The sequence below is a fragment of the Azorhizobium sp. AG788 genome, from assembly GCF_004364705.1.
Taxonomy (GTDB): Bacteria; Pseudomonadota; Alphaproteobacteria; order Rhizobiales; family Xanthobacteraceae; genus Azorhizobium; species Azorhizobium caulinodans.
This window is the reverse complement of sequence record NZ_SOBM01000008.1, coordinates 192,021-209,176: the sequence shown is the minus strand read 5'-3', so window position 1 is coordinate 209,176 and position 17,156 is coordinate 192,021. Positions and strand designations below refer to the sequence as shown.

The 17,156-nt window shown below is 68.2% G+C and carries 17 protein-coding genes; 11 read left to right on the top strand and 6 right to left on the bottom strand.

What is annotated here, in order from left to right; all coding sequences use genetic code 11:
* Positions 1 to 96: 96 nt before the first annotated feature.
* The 11 genes from DFO45_RS21005 to DFO45_RS20960 all read left to right on the top strand — a co-directional run bounded on the left by DFO45_RS21005 (position 97) and on the right by DFO45_RS20960 (position 9,821).
* Entirely contained in the window at positions 97 to 1,269 is a 1,173-nt protein-coding gene (locus DFO45_RS21005) for an ABC transporter substrate-binding protein (protein WP_133866388.1), read from the top strand.
* Between the two features lie 79 nt (positions 1,270 to 1,348).
* Complete coding sequence (locus DFO45_RS21000; RefSeq protein ID WP_012171395.1) at positions 1,349 to 2,221, top strand: branched-chain amino acid ABC transporter permease; 873 nt, start codon at positions 1,349 to 1,351, stop codon at positions 2,219 to 2,221.
* A gap of 10 nt (positions 2,222 to 2,231) precedes the next feature.
* Positions 2,232 to 3,221 carry a branched-chain amino acid ABC transporter permease gene (locus tag DFO45_RS20995; protein WP_133866387.1) on the top strand — a complete coding sequence of 330 codons (990 nt, stop codon included), beginning with the start codon at positions 2,232 to 2,234 and terminating at the stop codon, positions 3,219 to 3,221.
* Positions 3,208 to 3,918: an ABC transporter ATP-binding protein gene (locus DFO45_RS20990; protein WP_133866386.1), complete on the top strand. Its 711-nt coding sequence runs from the start codon at positions 3,208 to 3,210 to the stop codon at positions 3,916 to 3,918. Before DFO45_RS20995 ends, DFO45_RS20990 begins: the two co-directional genes overlap by 14 nt.
* Complete coding sequence (locus tag DFO45_RS20985; RefSeq protein ID WP_133866385.1) at positions 3,911 to 4,621, top strand: ABC transporter ATP-binding protein; 711 nt, start codon at positions 3,911 to 3,913, stop codon at positions 4,619 to 4,621. The genes DFO45_RS20990 and DFO45_RS20985 overlap by 8 nt, the downstream gene beginning before the upstream one ends.
* Positions 4,618 to 5,613: a nitronate monooxygenase family protein gene (locus DFO45_RS20980; RefSeq protein WP_133866384.1), complete on the top strand. Its 996-nt coding sequence runs from the start codon at positions 4,618 to 4,620 to the stop codon at positions 5,611 to 5,613. Before DFO45_RS20985 ends, DFO45_RS20980 begins: the two co-directional genes overlap by 4 nt.
* Positions 5,613 to 6,371, top strand: a complete 759-nt coding sequence (locus DFO45_RS20975) for an enoyl-CoA hydratase-related protein (protein WP_133866383.1) — start codon at positions 5,613 to 5,615, stop codon at positions 6,369 to 6,371. The genes DFO45_RS20980 and DFO45_RS20975 overlap by 1 nt, the downstream gene beginning before the upstream one ends.
* Positions 6,372 to 6,406: 35 nt before the next feature.
* A complete protein-coding gene (locus tag DFO45_RS20970) occupies positions 6,407 to 7,216 on the top strand; it encodes an IclR family transcriptional regulator (RefSeq protein WP_043879418.1) in 810 nt (269 codons plus the stop codon).
* Between the two features lie 16 nt (positions 7,217 to 7,232).
* Complete coding sequence (locus tag DFO45_RS20965) at positions 7,233 to 8,375, top strand: CoA transferase (RefSeq protein WP_133866382.1); 1,143 nt, start codon at positions 7,233 to 7,235, stop codon at positions 8,373 to 8,375.
* Between the two features lie 130 nt (positions 8,376 to 8,505).
* Complete coding sequence (locus tag DFO45_RS25450; RefSeq protein WP_280960291.1) at positions 8,506 to 8,631, top strand: hypothetical protein; 126 nt, start codon at positions 8,506 to 8,508, stop codon at positions 8,629 to 8,631.
* A complete protein-coding gene (locus DFO45_RS20960; RefSeq protein ID WP_166657203.1) occupies positions 8,631 to 9,821 on the top strand; it encodes an aminotransferase class V-fold PLP-dependent enzyme in 1,191 nt (396 codons plus the stop codon). Before DFO45_RS25450 ends, DFO45_RS20960 begins: the two co-directional genes overlap by 1 nt.
* Positions 9,822 to 9,843: 22 nt before the next feature.
* Here the strand turns inward: DFO45_RS20960 and DFO45_RS20955 are convergent, their stop codons facing one another.
* From DFO45_RS20955 to DFO45_RS20925, 6 genes are all read right to left on the bottom strand, one after another.
* Positions 9,844 to 10,656 carry a hypothetical protein gene (locus DFO45_RS20955; RefSeq protein ID WP_208299847.1) on the bottom strand — a complete coding sequence of 271 codons (813 nt, stop codon included), beginning with the start codon at positions 10,654 to 10,656 and terminating at the stop codon, positions 9,844 to 9,846.
* A complete protein-coding gene (locus DFO45_RS20950) occupies positions 10,656 to 12,128 on the bottom strand; it encodes an arylsulfatase (protein ID WP_133866380.1) in 1,473 nt (490 codons plus the stop codon). The genes DFO45_RS20955 and DFO45_RS20950 overlap by 1 nt, the downstream gene beginning before the upstream one ends.
* Positions 12,125 to 13,054: a formylglycine-generating enzyme family protein gene (locus DFO45_RS20945; RefSeq protein WP_133866451.1), complete on the bottom strand. Its 930-nt coding sequence runs from the start codon at positions 13,052 to 13,054 to the stop codon at positions 12,125 to 12,127. Before DFO45_RS20945 ends, DFO45_RS20950 begins: the two co-directional genes overlap by 4 nt.
* A gap of 389 nt (positions 13,055 to 13,443) precedes the next feature.
* On the bottom strand, positions 13,444 to 14,472 hold the full coding sequence (locus DFO45_RS25140) for an AraC family transcriptional regulator (protein ID WP_208299846.1): 1,029 nt from the start codon (positions 14,470 to 14,472) through the stop codon (positions 13,444 to 13,446).
* 196 nt (positions 14,473 to 14,668) lie between these two features.
* Positions 14,669 to 16,054 (bottom strand): MFS transporter, encoded by a 1,386-nt coding sequence (locus DFO45_RS20930; protein WP_043880353.1) that lies wholly within the window; start codon positions 16,052 to 16,054, stop codon positions 14,669 to 14,671.
* A gap of 158 nt (positions 16,055 to 16,212) precedes the next feature.
* Positions 16,213 to 17,145: a dihydrodipicolinate synthase family protein gene (locus tag DFO45_RS20925; protein WP_133866379.1), complete on the bottom strand. Its 933-nt coding sequence runs from the start codon at positions 17,143 to 17,145 to the stop codon at positions 16,213 to 16,215.
* Positions 17,146 to 17,156: the final 11 nt, after the last annotated feature.

The window sequence follows — 17,156 nt, the reverse complement described above, 5'->3', positions numbered from 1 at the left end:
CGCTTTCGGTCATCTCGCAGGTAGGGCGCCTGATCCGGCGCCGCTTTTTTCCCGGGAAGACCGCGGGTGTCCGGAACGCTAACGGGAGGAAGTCACATGGTCCGATCCGCCATCGTATCGGCGACGCTGGCGCTTGCCCTTGGGGCAGGTGTGCCGGTGGCTCAGGCGCAGGAGAAGGTCGTCACGATCGGCGCCCACATGCCGCTCACCGGTTCGCTGGCGCGCTCCGGACAGGCCTTCAACGAAGGCATGCAGGTGGCGATCCGCATGTGCAACGCCAACTCGCCGAAGGTGCAGTTCAAGGTGGATGTGATCGACGACGAGAGCACGCCCGCCAAGGCGGTCTCCGCGGTCGAGAAGCTCTCCGCCTCCGGTTCGGTGGCGATCATCGGCGGCTACGGCTCGAACATCGTCGGCCCGGCTTCCGACGCCGCCGACAAGCTCGGCAAGGTCTACATCACCGCCGGCGCAGTCTCTGACGAGCTCACCCAGCGCGGCCTCAAGACCTTCTTCCGCATCAACAACAATGCGGGCTACCAGCGCGGCATCGCCAACCTGCTGATCGATCTGAAGCCGCAGGCGGTCTCCATCATCGCCTCCACCAAGGAGGCGCCCGCCCTGCTCGCCGAGGGGCTGGAGAAGGACCTCGCCGCCAAGGGCATCAAGGTCACGGTTCACAAATTTGATCCGGCGATCACCGATTTCAAGCCGATCATCAACAAGATCAAGCTTCAGGATAAGTCCGACATCATCATGATGTCGGCCTATGAGAACGACTATGTGGGCATCATCCGCGCCGCCAAGGTGCTGAAGCCGCAGGTGAAGCTCATCGTGGGCGCGTGGTCGCTGGCCACCCCCAAGATGTACACCGAATTCCCCGATCTCATGAACAACGTGGTCGGCACCTCCTTCCTGCCCTATCCGGTGGAAGTGAAGAGCCCCGAGGGCCAGAAGTTCGCGGCGACCTACAAGGAGATGTTCAACAAGGACATCGAGTATCTCGCCTCCCTGAGCTTCGTCGAGACCACGCTGCTGTGCGAGGCGATCCAGCGCGCCGCCACCGCCGGCACGCTGGACAAGGGCGGCCTCGTGGACGAGATGCGCAAGACCGACCGCGAGACGCTGCTGGGCCGCCTCCAGTTCGACCAGACGGGCGACAATCCGAACTTCGCGCTCTCCATGGGCCAGCACCGCGACGGCAAGATCGTACTGGTGTCGCCGAAGTCCGCCGCCACCGCCGAGATCGCCTATCCGGCCCTTCCCTGGTGACACGGAGAGCCCGCGTGCCTCAGGCGCGCGGGCTCGTCCTTCCGTCCCGCGTTCCCGTTCAGCCTCCCCCTGAGGTGACATGACCGAACTCATCCTGCAGGCGCTGTTCTCCGGCGTGCTCATCGGCAGCGTCTATGCGCTTGTGGCGCTCGGCCTCGCGCTCGCCTTCGGCGCCATGCGCATCATCAATCTGGCCCATGGCGAGCTGGTGCTGCTCGCGGCCTACATGGCCTATGTGGTGGAGCAGCGGCTGGGGCTCGAGCCCTACATGGCCATCCCCCTGGCGCTGGTGGTCGTCTCCGCGGTCAGCATCGTGCTGTTCATGCTGGTCAACATGATCAAGGATCATCGCGAGCTCAACTCGCTGATCCTCACCTTCGCCGTCGGCATCATCCTCACCAATGCGATCCTGCTGGTGTTCGCCAGCGACATGCGCACCACAACCTCCGTCTTCCTGCAGGATGCCATCTCCTTCGGCGACGTCTTCGCCATGAAGGGCGAGCTCGTCGCCTTCGGGCTCTCCATCGTCCTGATGGGCTTCCTGTGGTGGTGGCTGAAGGCGAGCTGGTACGGCCGGGCGGTGCGCGCTGTGTCGTCCAATCGCGGCGCCGCCAAGCTCATGGGCATCAATCCCACCCGCATCGAGACGGTGGCCTTCCTGGTGGCCGGCGCTCTGGCGAGCGTCGCGGGTGTCGCGCTCTACACCATGAGCGTGGTGCAGCCGGCGGTGGGGCACGCGCTCACCGTGAAGGCCTTCATCATCACCGTGCTGGCGGGTGTGGGATCCATTCCGGGTGTTCTGCTCGGCGCCGTGCTGCTCGGCGTCACGGAGGCGCTCACCGTCACCTTCGCCAGCTCCGCCCTTCAGGAACTCGCCGGCATGGTGCTGTTCCTGCTGGTCCTCTTCCTCATGCCGAACGGCCTGTTCGGCGCCAGCGCCCGCCGCGGCTGAGAGGCGAGCCATGTCACAGACGTCCTCTCCCGTACTCTCCGGCCGCAGCCTTGCCCTCGGGGCCGGCCTCGTGGTCGTCGCCCTGCTGCCGCTGGCGGCGGGCGCCAGCCCCTACATGCTGGGGCTGCTCATCTCCGCCCTCATCCTTGCCGGTCTCGCCCTCTCCTGGGCGCTGCTCGGCAATCTCGGCGGCATGGTCTCGTTCGGCCATGCAGCCTTCTTCGGGGTCGGCTCCTATGCCTCGGCGCTGCTGGCGGCGCGGCTCGGCGTGCCGGTGCTGCTGGCGATCCCGCTGGCCGGCCTCATCGCCACCATCTCCTCGCTCGCCATGCTGCCGGCGCTGCGGCTCTCGGGGCCCTATTTCGCCCTCGCCATCCTCGCCTATGCGCAGATCTTCCGCATTCTCGCCACCGAGGCCACCTGGCTGACCGGCGGCGCTGCCGGCCTCCAGCGCTATCCCGGCCTGCCCACGCTTTTCGGCTTCAATCTCGCCGAGCGCCACGGCAGCTACGTTCTGGTGCTGGCGATGGTGGTCATCTGCGCCATCATCTACGTGGCCATCCGCCGGAGCCATGTGGGCATCGCGCTCCGGGCCATCGCGGAGAGCGAGGATGCGACCCGGGTCGTGGGCGTGAACAGCACCCTGCTCAAGACCTGGATGCTGATGCTCTCGGCCTTCATCGCCGGCATGTTCGGTGCGCTGAACGCGCACATCATCGGCTTCCTGGAGCCGGATTATGCCTTCTCCGGCATCTGGAGCGTGATGCCCATCATCGCGGCGGTGTTCGGCGGCTATCGCACGGTGCTCGGGCCGGTGCTCGGCGCCATCGTGATCTACATGTTCGATCAGGTCGTGGCCAAGAGCCTCATCCCCGTCGGCCACCAGATCCTGCTCGGCATCCTCCTCGCCATCATGGTGCTGGTGGCGCCGAACGGCCTTGCCGGTCTTCTGTCCCGTTTCTTCTCCCGCAGCGGAGGCAAGCATCATGCTCGCGCTTGAGGGCGTCTCCGTCCGCTTCGGCGGCCTGCTCGCGCTGTCCAACATCAGCTTTTCGGTTGAAAAGGGCGAAATTCTCGGTCTCGTCGGCCCAAATGGCGCCGGCAAGACGACGCTGTTCAACTCCATTTCGGGCCTCGTGCGGGCGCGTGGGCGCATCAGCGTCGGCGGGCAGGATATCACCGGCCTGCCGCTGCACAGGCGGGCCAAAGCGGGCATCGGGCGCACCTTCCAGATCCCGCAGCCGATGCACCATCTCACCGTGCGCGAGAACCTCACGGTGGCGCAGGTGTTTGGCGCCGGCCGCAATGATCCCGCGCGCATCAACGAGATTCTCGAGGTGATGCAGCTCTCCCATAAGGCGGATGCCGATGCGGCGTCGGCCCTGGCGCTTCAGGAGCTGAAGCGGCTGGAGATCGCCAAGGCGCTGGCCACCGAGCCGCGCCTGCTGCTGCTGGACGAGGTGCTCGCGGGGCTGGAGAGCAACGCGAAGCGCAGCTTCATGCTGAAGCTGAAGGAGTTGCACGCGCTGTTCGGCCTCACCATCGTGATCGTCGAGCACGACATCGAGACCATCTCGAACCTGTGCACCCGTGCGGTGGTGCTGAACTTCGGCCAGCTCATTGCCGACGGCACGCCGACCGAGGTGTTCAACAATCCGGCGGTGGTGGAAAGCTATACGGGGGCGGCCCATGCTTGAGACGCGCAACCTCTCTGCTGGCTATGGCGCTATTACCGTGCTGTGGGACGTGAACCTGAAGTTCCGCGCCGGCGCGCTCACTTCCATCGTGGGGCCGAACGGCGCCGGCAAGACTACGCTGCTGCGGGCGCTGACGGGCCTCGTGCCGCACACGGGCGAGATCCTGCTCGATGGCGCCCCCCTGAAGGGCAAGACCTGGGATCTGGCGGCGCAGGGCCTCGTCATGGTGCCGGAAGGCCGCCTCGTCTTCCGCGACATGACGGTGGAGGAAAACCTCTGTCTCGGCGCCTATCCGGCCCGCTGCCGGGGCGACCTGTCGGCCAATCTTGAGCGCATGTACAGCTTCTTCCCGCGCCTTAAGGAGCGTCGGGCGCAGCTCGCCGGCTCGCTTTCGGGCGGCGAGGCGCAGATGGTGGCCATGGGGCGCGGGCTCATGGCCAAGCCCCGCATCCTGCTCATCGATGAGCCGTCCCTGGGTCTCGCGCCGGTGATCGTCAACGAGGTGTTCGAGATCATCCGCCGCCTCAAGGAAGAGGGCACGACCATCGTGCTCATCGAGCAGAACACCCGCATCGCACTGTCGGTGGCGGACGATGTGCACCTGATCCGCTCCGGCAAGGTGGTGATGTCCGAGCCGGCGGCCAGCATCGATCTCGACCGGCTGCACGATCTCTATTTCGCCCGCGAAGGCGCGGGCGCATGAGCGCGCGCCGTCCGCTGCCCCCGGCGTTGGAGGGCCGCCTGCGGCTTCCGGTCATCGCCTCGCCCATGTTCATCGTGTCGGGGCCGGAGCTTGTCATTGCCGAGTGCCTGTCGGGCGTCGTCGGCTCCTTCCCGGCGCTCAATGCCCGTGCGCCGGACACGCTGGACGGCTGGCTCACCGCCATCAAGACGCGCCTTGCGGAGGCGCAGGCGGCCGATCCTGGCCGACGCATCGCCCCCTTCGCGGTGAACCAGATCGTCCACGCCTCCAATGACCGTCTGGAGCGGGACATGGAGACCTGCGTCGCCCATGAGGTGCCGCTCATCATCACCTCCCTGCGGCCGCCGGGCGATGTGGTGCGGCAGGCCCATTCCTATGGCGGGCTGGTCTTTCACGACGTGATCAGCGTGCGCCATGCGGAGAAGGCGCTGGAGGCGGGCGTGGATGGACTGATTCTCGTCTGCGCCGGCGCGGGCGGTCATGCGGGCACGCTCAGCCCCTTCGCGCTTCTGGGCGAGGTGCGCCGCTTCTATGACGGCCCCATCGCCCTGTCCGGCTCCATCACCACGGGCGACGCGATCCTCGCGGCGCAGGCCATGGGGGCGGACTTCGCTTACATGGGCACGCGCTTCATCGCCACGGCGGAGGCCAATGCGGCCGCCCGCTACAAGGAGATGATCACCGAGAGCGCGGCGGCGGACATTCTCTACACGCCTTACTTCACCGGCGTTCCGGGCAATTATCTCAAGCCTTCCATCGTGGCCTCGGGCCTCGATCCGGAGGCGCTGCCCCATGCGGACAAGTCATCCATGAACTTCGGCTCCGGCCGGGTGAAGGCGTGGAAGGATGTGTGGGGCGCGGGGCAGGGCGTCGGCACCATTGGCGACGTGCCCCCCGTGGCGCAGGTGGTGGACCGTCTCGCGCACGAATATGCCACGGCGCGCGAGCGCCTCGCGGCCACCGCGGCCCGCTTTGCCGGAGGAGAAGCCTGATGACCGAGAGCCTGCTCCTCAGCGATCCCCAGCCGGGCGTGCGCCTTCTCACCATCAACCGGCCGCAGCGGCGCAATGCGCTGGACCGGGCGACCTATGGCGCGCTGGGTGAGGCCATCGCGGAGGCCGATGGGGATGAGGCGGTGCGCGCCATCGTGCTCACCGGCGCGGAAGGCTGCTTCACCGCCGGCAATGATCTCTCCGATTTTCAGGACACCAGCGACACCGGCCCCAGTGCGGGCCTGACCTTCCTTCAGGCGCTGACCGCCTGCGGCACGCCGCTGCTGGCGGCCGTCGAAGGTTTTGCGGTGGGCATCGGCACGACGATGCTGCTCCATTGCGATCTCGCCTATGCGGGCGCGGGCGCCACCTTCCGCCTGCCGTTCGCCGCGCTCGGCCTCTGCCCGGAAGGCGCCTCCAGCTATCTGCTGCCCCGCATCGCCGGTACCAAGATGGCGGCCGAGTTGCTGATGCTGGGCGAGGCTTTCGGCCCGGATGTCGCCTGCGACGCGGGTCTCATCAATGCGGTGACGGCAAAGGACGGCGCCCTGGCACTGGCGCTGGAGAAGGCCGGTGCGCTGGCGGCCCTGCCGCCGGAATCCGTGCTCGCCACCAAGCGTCTCTTGCGCGCCCATACGCGCGATGCGGTGTCCGCCGCCCTTGCGCTGGAGGCGGAGAGCTTCCATGCCCTGCGGCGGGGGCCTGCGGCACAGGCCGCCTTTGCCCGTTTCTTCAAGAAGCGGGACGGCGCATCCTGAGCGCTCCTGATCCGCACCGCCGACCGGAAACCATGATGACCCAGCCCGAAGCCCAGACGAGCGACCTCGACGAAGGCGATGCCAAGGAAGACCGGCACTTCGTCACCGCCCTCGCGCGCGGGCTGGAGGTTCTGGCGTGCTTCAAGCGGGGCGAGACCTTTCTGGCCAATCACGAGATTGCGGACCGCTGCAAGCTGCCCCGGTCCACCGTCTCGCGCCTGACCTACACCCTCACCAAGCTCGGCTATCTGCATTTCGTCGAGGAGGTGGGCAAGTATCGGCTGGGCACCCAGCTCGTGGCGCTCAGCACCGTGGCCCTCGGCGGCCTGGACGTGCGCCAGCTCGCCCGCCCCGCCATGCGCGATCTCGCCAATTTCTCCGGTGCCTCGGTCGGCCTCGCGGTCCGCGACCGCCTGAGCATGCGCTATGTGGAAAGCCAGCGGGGGCCCGCCGCCATCTCGCTGAACATCGATGTGGGCGTGCGCATGTCCATGGTGCGCTCTTCCATCGGCCGCGCCTATATCGCTGCCCTCACCGAGGCGGAGCGTGCGCCTTTGTTCGAGGAACTGCGGATGCTCGATCCGCTCGCCTGGCCCAAGGTGAAGGCCAATCTCGAGAAGGCCATTGAGGATCAGGCGACCATCGGCTGCTGCTGCTCCTTCGGCGAGTGGCAGGAGAATGTGAGCGCGATCGCCCTGGGCTTCCGGCCCGGCGGCGGCATGCCGCCCATGGCCATCAATTGCGGTGCTCCCACCGTCATCACCAGCCCAGAATTCCTCATGGAGGAGGTGCGTCCGCGCCTCATCGAGATGGTGCGCCGGCTGGATGGCGTGATGGGCGCCTGACCCCGAGGACAGACGAATGACCGACGCCCCTTCCGATCTGCCGCTGGCCGGCGTGCGCGTGCTGGACCTCTCCCGCATCCTCGCTGGTCCCTGGTGTGCCATGGTGCTGGGCGACCTCGGCGCGGATGTGGTGAAGGTGGAGCATCCCGAGCGGGGCGATGATACGCGCGACTGGGGCCTGCGCACCGGGCGCACCACCACCTCGTATTTCGATGCGGTGAACCGCAACAAGCGCTCCGTCAGCATCGACCTTGCGACACCCGAGGGACTGGCGCAGGTGAAGGCCATGGCCCGCGACGCCGACATCGTGGTGCAGAATTTCAAGACCGGCGGGGCGGACAAGCTCGGGCTTGGATACGAGGCGCTGGCGGCGGAGAATCCCCGTCTCATCTATTGCTCGATTTCCGGCTACGGCAGCGAGGGGCCGGAGGCGAGCCGCCCCGGCTATGACCTTCTGGTCCAGGGCGAGGCGGGTCTCATGGCGCTGAACGGCGAGGCCGAGCGCCCGCCGCTGAAGTTCGGCCTCGCGGCGGTGGACCTCTTCACCGGTCAGTATGCGGCGCAGGCCCTGCTGGCGGCGCTCTACAAGCGCGAGCGCACCGGCAAGGGCAGCCGGGTGGAGCTGGCGCTGTTCGACAGCGGGCTGGCGCTCACCTCCTACTACGGCCTTGAAGCACTGGTGCAGGGCATCGATCCGCCGCGCTACGGCAATGCCCATCCCTCCATTGTGCCCTACGGCGTCTTCGACGCGCAGGATGGGGCGCTGGTCATCACGGTAGGCAACAATGCCCAGTTCCAGCGCTTCTGCACGAGCGTGATCGGGCGGCCGGACCTCGCCGCCGATCCGCGTTTCGCCACCAATCTGGAGCGCTCCCGTAATCGGGCCGACCTGTTGCCGGAGCTGCGGGCGGAACTCGCCCGCCGCACCCGCGCCGGACTGCTGGCGAGCCTGCGGGCCGCCGGCATCCCGGCCGGCGAGGTGCTGGGTCTGCACGAGGCGCTGACCTCCGAGCGGGCACAGCGTGCGGGCATGGTGGTGCGGAGCGAGGAGGGAGCCGGCGCGCCCCGCTATATTCTGGCGCCGCCCTATCGCTTCGACGGCGCCCGTCTGCCCGTCCGCGCCCTGCCGCCGGAACTGGAAGCGACCGACGCCGGGTGATGGCGCGGTCTCGAACCGCCGCCCGAACCGATGCGGAAGGAGGCGAAAGCTCTCCTCCGCCGGACGTGCATCTTCGACTATCCTCATGTGTGCCGCCGGGCGGAAGAGCCCCGGCAGCGTGGAGGTCCGGATGCCTTTCCTCGTCTCACACCCCGCAGCGGGCATCGCTCTCGGCGTCGGCGGCCTGACGCGCATCGGACGGGTGGACGAGGCCAACTCGCGGCTTTCCGGCCTCGCTCGGGCGCGGCTGCGATGATGACGGGTCCCTTCACATCTTCCGAGATTGCGGACCTGCGGGCGCAAACGCCCGCGACCGGCCACCGCATCCATCTCAACCATGCCAGCACCAGCCTGATGCCGCGGGCAGTCACGGGCGTGATGACGGACTTCATCGCGCTGGAGCAGGCCGTGGGCACCCACGCGGCCATGGAGGCGCACGCGCGAGACATTGAGGGCGCGCGCCACGCGGTGGCGGCGCTGCTCAACTGCCCGCCGCGCAACATCGCGTTTGTGGAGACCGCCAGCCGGGGATGGGCGCTGGCGCTCGGCGCTTGCGTCTCCTCGGGCCTGCGGCGCATCGCGCTCGCCCGCAGCGACTGGGGCGCGAACATCCTCAATGCCAGCGCCATGGCGACGGGGACCGCGCTGGAGGTGTCGCTCGTGCCCATAGGCCCGCTCGGGCAATCGAGCCCGGCGGCCCTGGTGCAGGCGGGCGCTAGAGGCGCCGTCGCCTTCTCCCTTGTGCCCACGTCCAGCGGTGTCGCTGCTGACGTTGAGACGATCGCGGAAGAGGCGCGCCGGCGCGAGGCGCTGGTGATGATCGATGCTGCGCAGGCGGTGGGGCAGATACCCGTGGACGTTTCGGCGCTCGGCGCGGACGTGCTGGTCTTTCCCGCCCGCAAATGGCTGCGCGGGCCGAAGGGCGCCGCCGTCCTGTTCGTGTCTGACCGCATCCTCGCGCAGGCGGGGCCCCCGCTGCGCGATCTCGGTGGCGGGACGTGGACGGGCGCGGACGATTTCCTGTGGCGGGACGATGCGCGCCGCTTCGAGAGCTTCGAATTCAATCCCGCCGTGCGTCTGGGGCTCGGGGCTGCGGCCCGTCTCGCACGCGAGGTCGGCCCGGGGCGGATCGCCGCCCGTATCCGCGCATTGGTCGATCTGGCCTGTACGCGTCTGGCCGCCCTCGGCGCGCCGCTGCCGATGGAGGCGGGCGATCCCGCCGCGACGGGCATCATGACCTGGGCCGACCGGCGCAGGGATGTCGGCGCGCTCGTGGAGGCTCTGCGCCAGCGGGGCATCTTTGCCGCCGCCATCGGCGAGAGCCAGGCGCGCCTTGCTCTGGAGGCGCGCGGCGGCCCGGTCCTCCGGGCCTCGGTGCATTACTTCAATACAGAGGACGAGATCGAGGCTTTCGCGACGGGTTTCGCCGCCCTCTGGCACATCTGAGGTCCAGAGGGCGGCGAACGGGTCAGAACCGGTAGGTGGCCCCCAGGATGGGCCCCTGCATCTGCACATTGTACAGGAAGTCGCCGGCCCGATAGTCCACGGACAGGTAGCGGTAGCCCGCCCGAAGGGCGAGCTGCTCGCTCCACTGGTAGTTGACCGTACCGATCATCTGCCAGGTGAGCGTCGAGCCGACGTCGAAGCCGCCGACGTCGCCCACCACCGTGAGGCTCCAGGGTCCACCGAGGCGGGCGATGATGCGGCCGACCACCAGGGGATCGACCCAGGCTTCGTTTTCGCTATAGCCGATGCCCGGCAGGACCGGCGACGCGTTGACGTTCACGCGGTTGTCGAGGTTCCAGTAGCGCAGGCCCGCGCCCGCATCGAAATCGACCGCAGGTCCGTCATAGACGCGGTAGAGGGCATTGGCCTGCAAGGTGAGGCTGCGCGAGCGCAGTTCCACGCCGGTGCGATACGGGCCGGGCAGGTTTCCATCGGGCGAGACCTGCGAGAACATCACATCGCCGAGGAAGCTCCAGCGCCCCGTGCGCATCTCGGCAGCGGCCATGAGGCCGCCGTCGAAATTCTTCAGGATGTCGCCGAAGCTCAGATTGACCTCCGCCGGCGGCAGGGGTGGCAGCGTCCCCGTCGTGCCGTGCAAGGCGCTCGCCCACAGATAGCCCGTGGCATAGAAGACCGGCGTGTCGGCGGTGGCCACGGGCGCGACGGGCAGGCTCTGGGGCGCCGCCGGCGTGAGATCCGCCGCGGCGGCCGGGAAGGCCGCTGCGATCGTCAGGACAAGGGCGATGGGGGAGGCGGACGAGAGAAGGCGGGCCATCAATCGTCTTCCATCCCGAGGCCATAGAGGGCGCCGGTGGGCGTCGAGAGGGGGGCCGAGAGCGCCGCCTTCAGGGCTGCCGCATAGAAGAGCGGGGGCGCCATGGTGCGGGCAAGGTCGACCACGTGCGCCTGCAGGGCCGCGACCTTCTCGGGATGCTGGGCGGCGACGTCCGTGGTCTCGGAGGGGTCCTTCGCGAGATCATAGAGCTCGACCTTCGGCGGCAGCAGAGCGTGCCAGTAGAGCTTCCAGTTGCCCTCGCGCACCGCGCCCTGTGTCGGCTCCACATTGTAGACGACGCCGTCGCGCGGCGAGGTGCGCGTGCTGGACAGGGCCGACCACACGTCCACGCCGTCCAGCGGCTTGGAGCGGTCGAGGTTCGCGCCGGCCAGCCGGGCGAGGGTCGGCATCATGTCAACCACGTGCATGACGCCATCCGCCGCGCCGGGCGTGATGCGGCCCGGCCAGTTGGCCAGCGCCGCAACACGCGTGCCGCCCTCGTAGAGCGTGCCCTTGCCGTCGCGATAGGGCGCGTTGCTGGCCGGCAGTTCGCCATGGAACGCGCCTTCGCCCACGAACATCTTGGAGCGCGTGCCGCCATTGTCGCTGTGGAACACGATGAGCGTGTTCTCGCGCATGCCGCGCTGCTCCAACGCCGCCACCACCTTGCCGATCTGGTCGTCCATGGCGGAAATCATCGCCGCATAGAGGCGCCGCGCCGGATCGGTGATGTTCGGGTAGCGGTCCACATAGGCCTGTGGTGCCTGGAAGGGCGTGTGGGGCGCGGTGAAGGCGAGGTAGAGGAACAGCGGCGTCTTGGGATCATGCGCCCCGATCAGCCGCGCCGCGTCGGCGCCGAACAGCTCGGTGTCGTAGCCTTCCTCGACCACCTGCTTGTTGTCGCGATACCAGTCCACGACGCCGTGGGCTTCGTGCTTGTAATGGTCGATCTCGCCCACTAGCGGCCCGTAGAAATAATCGAAGCCGCGCTGGCGGGGCCAGAAGTCCTGCTTGGCATGGCCGAGGTGCCATTTGCCGATCAGCGCCGTGCTGTAGCCCACGCTCTTCAGCGCCTGCGGCAGCAGGAATTCGTCGGTGGCGAGGCCATAGCTCGCGCCCGAGGGGATCACGCCGGTCTGGAGGCCGTAGCGCAGCGGGTAGCGGCCGGTCATGAGGGCCGCGCGCGTCGGCGTGCACATGGGCTGGGTGTAGAACTGGCCGAGCGTCGCGCCGGTGGCGGCAAGCTTGTCGAGGTTCGGCGTCTTGATGTCCGAGCCGTGGAAGCCGACGTCGGCGAAGCCCAGATCATCCGCCAGGATGTAGAGGATGTGCGGGCGCGGCGCGGCCTGCGCGCGCGCCGGGCTGGCGAGGGCCGAAAGGCCCGCCACGGCGGCCATGAAACCGGCCGTCCCGGCCAGCACGTCGCGCCGGCTGGGGCCGGCCTCGGTCTCGTTGCGGTGCGTATCCGTCATTTCGTTTCCTGCGTGGGACCACGCCGGACACAGCGGAAGCCGATGTGTCCCGAGGCGGTGTCGATGGTCTGGGGGGAGCGCGCAGCGGGGCGGTAGCGCTGGCAATAGTTCGGTGCGCACAGATGCGAGCCGCCCTTGAGCACCTTGCGTGGCAACGCGGTGCCCAGGATGTCGGCATGGCGGCTACCGGCCTCGGAGCCGCCGCGCGGGTTGCGTGGCACGCAGCAGGGGCGCGCCGCCGGTGGATCGTGCCGGGGCTGGTACCAGTCGTCGGTCCATTCCCAGACGTTGCCGATCATGTCGTGGAGGCCGAAGCCGTTAGCCGGGAAGGCATCCACGGGCGAGGTGCCGGCAAAGCCGTCCTCGGCGAGGTTCTCGACCGGAAAGGCGCCCTGCCACGTGTTGGCCCGGTGGATGCCGCCGGGCACCAGTTCGTCGCCCCAGGCGAAGGCCGCGCGGTCGAGCCCGCCGCGCGCGGCATATTCCCACTCGGCCTCGGTGGGCAGCGCCTTGTGACACCAGCGGGCATAGGCCTGCGCATCGGCGAAGGCCACGTGCACCACCGGGTGATCCTCGAGCCCTTCGAGGCTGCTGCCGGGACCTTTGGGATGGCGCCAGTCGGCGCCTTCGACGAAGCGCCACCACTGGTCCCACGCGGCCGGGCCGGGCTGGGCCTCGGGCGGAGAGAAGACGAGCGATCCCGCCACGAGCAGGTGGGGATCGAGGAGCGGATAATCGGCGGGGGAGGGCACCTGCTCGGCCACCGTGACATGGCCGGTGTCGTCCACAAAGCGGGCAAAGTCGCGGTTGGTGACCGGAAAGCGGTCGATCCAGAAGCCGTCCACCCTCACCGGATGGACGGGAGCTTCCTCGGGATAATGGTCGTCCGAACCCATGTGGAACGTGGCACCCGCGAGCCAGACCATGGACGCGTCCACGAGCCCGTCCGGGCCCAAAGCCGCGCCATGCCCCGCGTCCTGCACCTCGCCCGCCATACCGTTTCCCCGGATTGTCGGCCGTCGCTCCGGGCGCCGGAGTGGCCGACCGCGTTCGCACGGAACGCCTTCACAAGATGATCCGGCGCCGGAGCGGATGGCCCCGATGCCACCACGAACCGCCGCCCGAATGGTGCGGGCATGTCTCCCGGCTGGACCTCTGTCGCCGGCCGGAGCTGCCGCTGGGGCAGCGAAATCCCTTGGAACAGGGCTGGAAAGATGAGATTTTCCAGCCGTTTCGCGGGTGACCTCGGCTCCAAGGCGTATCGGATGGAGGTACGGGGCTCAATTGCCATTTCGCGCCATCCGCAGGCGGGAGGTCAGCTCATGCGCATCCGGACGCTGCGCCGGAAGGCGAGGGGCGTCATGGCCTGCCAGCGCCGGAAGGCGCGCACGAAATGGGCCGGGTGAGAATAGCCCAGCGCGAGCGCAACCTCCCCCACCGAACAGTGCGTATGGGCCAGATACTGAAGCGCCTGCGCCTGTCTCCAGCTGTCGAGCAGGCTCTCGAACGTCATGCCGAGGCGCATCAGGCGCCGCTGGAGACTGCGCGGCGCGTAGCCCAGCGTCCGGGCGCTGTCGGCGAGGGACAAGAGGCCGGACATGGCCGCGCTCTGGAAGATGAGGTGGAGGCTGGCGACCAGATGGTCGTCATCCTCCGTCTGCGGCAGCAGCGCCTGCCACCCGCCCGCCTGAGCGGGATCCGGCTCGACCGCGCCGGACCACAGGGCATTGGGCCGGTCCAGCAGCTCAGCGTCGAAGCTCAGGGACAACTCATCGCCCCCGCTGAAGCTTACGGCGCTCCGGAGGGCGTCTTCGTAGAGGTGCTGGGCGGCTGGCGCGCGATGGGGCAGGGCCACATGGAGGGCGGCGTCAGCCCCGGCCACCGCCCGTAGCGCCCGCGTCATGAAGCCGGCCACGCCGTCGTTCAGCACATTGGCGTGGGCCGGATCGCTGTCGAGCATGTGGTGGTGCCAGGTGGCCACCTTGCCCTCGACTTGAAGCCGGAACTGAACCCCGCCCTGCAGCCCCGGCATGTGGCGGGCATGCGAAAAGAGGCATTCCCGCAACGTGCGGCCCGAGAGGAGGGATTGTCCCGTGAGACCGAGGCGCTGCGGCGAGGCGGCGGCGGCAAGCGTGAGCCCGATGGTCGGGTCGCCCGTCTGACGGGCGACGGCCTGAAGCAGCGTGCAGATCTGGGCGCGGGTCACGACGGTCGGTGCGGCAGGACCCTCGTGCGCGGCGATGCCGGCGCGGGCCAGCAGGGGATCAAGCGTCAGTCCGTGGTCTCCGGCAACGGCGGGCAACATGTGCAGCAATGACAGCCGGACCGGATTGCGATCCCACACTTCACCTTCTCCTGCCTTACCCCGGTGCAGCTTACGGCATCCGACAGGAGGGCGGTGGCTAAATTCTGGCCGGGATGTGGCCCCGTGCCTGCGGCCACATCCTAATGAGGTGAGGTTTGCGAAAGGGGGCGCTTCGCTGGCCATCAGGGCCAGCGCCGGGCGGGCTGAACCGCCCCGGCGCGTCCCGTCTGGCTCCTTATGGAGACAGTTCCTCCAGCACACGGCCCTTCGTCTCGATGGCGAAGAGCATCGTCACCAGCGCCCCGATGACCAGAACCCCGGCGAAGGCCGCGAACACATATTGGATGCCCGCCGCGCCCATGATGGTCCCGACGACGATGGGGCCGGCCGACGAGCCGAGCCGCAGCCAGGCGCTCCCGAGCCCGGTGCCCAGCGCCCGCAAGCGCGTCGGATAGAGCTCGGCCGAGTAGAGATAGAGCGAGAAGGTGATGGTCTGCACGATGGCATAGGCAAGCCCGGCCAGCAGGAGCACTTCCATCGGCGAGGTGGCGCCCATGTAGGCCAGCGCCAGAAGCGGCAGCGGCGCGCAGAGGAAGGCGGCCGTGTACCAGCGCTTGCGACCCACCTTGTCGATCAGCAGGGCGCAGGCGATGGAGGCCACCACGCCGGCGACCGACGTCAGCAGGCCGTACAGCAGGGCAGTTTCCAGCGGCAGGTTGAAGGTCTGGCGGTAGAGCGTCGGCAGCCAGGCGATCATGCCGTTCGCCACCAGATAGGAGCAGAACCACATGGACCAGATGGTGAGCGTGCGCCGGCGATAGATGCCGGAGAACAGCTCCCTGAGGCCGCCCTGTTCGCTCTGCTTCATGGGAACCGGCTGCGGCATCGCGAGCTTGTGGCCCGCGGCCTCTGCGCTGCGCTCCAGATCGCTCACGATCCGGTCGGCTTCCTCGTAACGGCCTTTCGCTGCCAGCCAGCGCGGAGATTCCTTCATGAAGAAGCGCAGCGGGATCAGGATGGCGGCCGGCACGAGCCCGACGAGGAACATGGCCTCCCAGCCATAGACCGGCACCAGCGCCCGCGCGATGAGGCCCGCGCCCACGAGGCCGAAGAGGAACATGACCTCATAGAGCAGGAAGAAGCGGCCGCGCCCCTTCGAGCCGATGTATTCGTTGATGTAGGCGCTCGCCACCGGCACCTCGCCGCCGGTGCCGATGCCTTGGATGAAGCGGAAGAGCATCATCGAGCCCGCGCCCCAGGCGAACAGGCAGGCGACATCCATGCTGACGAACAGCAGGATGGTGAAAAGCAGCACGCTGAGGCGGCCGATGCGCTCGGCCAGCCAGCCGAAGAACACCGCGCCGATGAGCTGGCCGAGATAGCCCATGGACAGGATCATGCCCGTCTGCTCGGGCTTGAGACCCCATTCGCGGACAAGAACGGGCATTGCATAGGCGATGGCGATGACGGTGTAGCCATCAAAGAAGGTGGCCGCACCGATGATGTTGCGGGTCCAGAAGACGCGGCGGGTGATTGGCAGGCGTTCCAGCCGGGCGCTGATATCCGCCTGCCGGTCGAGCGATGGGGTCTGCCCGCGCGCAATGTCGCGGGGCCTCTGCATCAGCATGGGCTTTCCTCCAGGAACGGGTGTCGTCTTTTCTTTTTGCCGGGGACCTGCGGGGTCCTCCGGAATGTCGGCGAGCGGCACCGGACCGGCCCGTGCGGGCCGATCCGGCACTCCCTCTCCCCAAATCAGCGAGGCGTTGGCGCGCCTCGGGGTCAGGCCGCGATGGCGTTCGACACCACTTCGATGCCGGCGGCCTTCACGGCGGCGCGGATCTCGCGGTCGGCGGCATCGCCGAGCGGCTTCAGCGGCTCGCGGATGTTCACATTGTCGATGAGGCCGCGGGCGCGCAGCGCGTGCTTGAGCGCGACCGTGCCTTCCATGTGCGAGCCGCGGTGATAGACGGCGCGGGTCAGCGGCAGGAGCTGCTCGTGATACTTGCGGGCCAGCGTGTAATCCTGCGCCTTGCCGGCCTTCAGGAACTCCAGCAGCAGTTCGGGGGCCATGTTGCCGTAGCCGACCAGAAGGCCATCCACGTCAAACATGGTGGGCAGCAGCCATTCATCGTGGCAGGACATGATGGCGAGGTCCGGGAAGGCGTTCTTGAGCGCCGGGATCTCATCATACCACCGCTTCATGTCGCGCACGCCGTTCTTGGTGGCGGTCACGCCCGGAATGGCGGCGATCTCGAGTTGGGTCTGAAGGTCGTAATTGGCCTTCGTCACCGCCGGATACTGGAACAGGATGCACTCGAGGCCGGACTGGGCGATGGCCTTGTAGCGGTCCTGCGGGGCGCCCTTCTGATAGCCGAAGCGCAGCCAGCCGTGGTTGGGATAGACGAGCGCGGCGCTGGCGCCGGCGTCGATCTTCTGCCTGGCCTCGATCTCGGCCACCTTGGTGCCCTCGCCGGTGATGCCGGCCACCACGGGCAGAGGGGTCGCGTCCTTGTAGACGCGGATCAGCTCGAGCTGCTCGTCATGGGTGAGGAAGGTGCCTTCGCCCGCATGGCCGAGGATCACCAGGCTCTTCACGCCGGGGATAGCCGCCAGCCATTTGGCGAGGCGCGCGTTGCCGTCGAAATCGACGTCGCCATTGTCCTTGAATAGGGTCACGGGGGCCGGGTTGAGGCCCTTCCAGTCGATCGCCATCGTCTCGTTCC

Bases quoted from the DNA above. Each gene is read 5' to 3' on its own strand.
- DFO45_RS21005 (WP_133866388.1), top strand. From the start codon at position 97: ATGGTCCGATCCGCCATCGTATCGGCGACGCTGGCGCTTGCCCTTGGG.
- DFO45_RS21000 (WP_012171395.1), top strand. From the start codon at position 1,349: ATGACCGAACTCATCCTGCAGGCGCTGTTCTCCGGCGTGCTCATCGGC.
- DFO45_RS20995 (WP_133866387.1), top strand. From the start codon at position 2,232: ATGTCACAGACGTCCTCTCCCGTACTCTCCGGCCGCAGCCTTGCCCTC.
- DFO45_RS20990 (WP_133866386.1), top strand. From the start codon at position 3,208: ATGCTCGCGCTTGAGGGCGTCTCCGTCCGCTTCGGCGGCCTGCTCGCG.
- DFO45_RS20985 (WP_133866385.1), top strand. From the start codon at position 3,911: ATGCTTGAGACGCGCAACCTCTCTGCTGGCTATGGCGCTATTACCGTG.
- DFO45_RS20980 (WP_133866384.1), top strand. From the start codon at position 4,618: ATGAGCGCGCGCCGTCCGCTGCCCCCGGCGTTGGAGGGCCGCCTGCGG.
- DFO45_RS20975 (WP_133866383.1), top strand. From the start codon at position 5,613: ATGACCGAGAGCCTGCTCCTCAGCGATCCCCAGCCGGGCGTGCGCCTT.
- DFO45_RS20970 (WP_043879418.1), top strand. From the start codon at position 6,407: ATGACCCAGCCCGAAGCCCAGACGAGCGACCTCGACGAAGGCGATGCC.
- DFO45_RS20965 (WP_133866382.1), top strand. From the start codon at position 7,233: ATGACCGACGCCCCTTCCGATCTGCCGCTGGCCGGCGTGCGCGTGCTG.
- DFO45_RS25450 (WP_280960291.1), top strand. From the start codon at position 8,506: ATGCCTTTCCTCGTCTCACACCCCGCAGCGGGCATCGCTCTCGGCGTC.
- DFO45_RS20960 (WP_166657203.1), top strand. From the start codon at position 8,631: ATGACGGGTCCCTTCACATCTTCCGAGATTGCGGACCTGCGGGCGCAA.
- DFO45_RS20955 (WP_208299847.1), bottom strand. From the start codon at position 10,656: ATGGCCCGCCTTCTCTCGTCCGCCTCCCCCATCGCCCTTGTCCTGACG.
- DFO45_RS20950 (WP_133866380.1), bottom strand. From the start codon at position 12,128: ATGACGGATACGCACCGCAACGAGACCGAGGCCGGCCCCAGCCGGCGC.
- DFO45_RS20945 (WP_133866451.1), bottom strand. From the start codon at position 13,054: ATGGTCTGGCTCGCGGGTGCCACGTTCCACATGGGTTCGGACGACCAT.
- DFO45_RS20930 (WP_043880353.1), bottom strand. From the start codon at position 16,054: ATGCAGAGGCCCCGCGACATTGCGCGCGGGCAGACCCCATCGCTCGAC.
- DFO45_RS20925 (WP_133866379.1), bottom strand. From the start codon at position 17,145: ATGGCGATCGACTGGAAGGGCCTCAACCCGGCCCCCGTGACCCTATTC.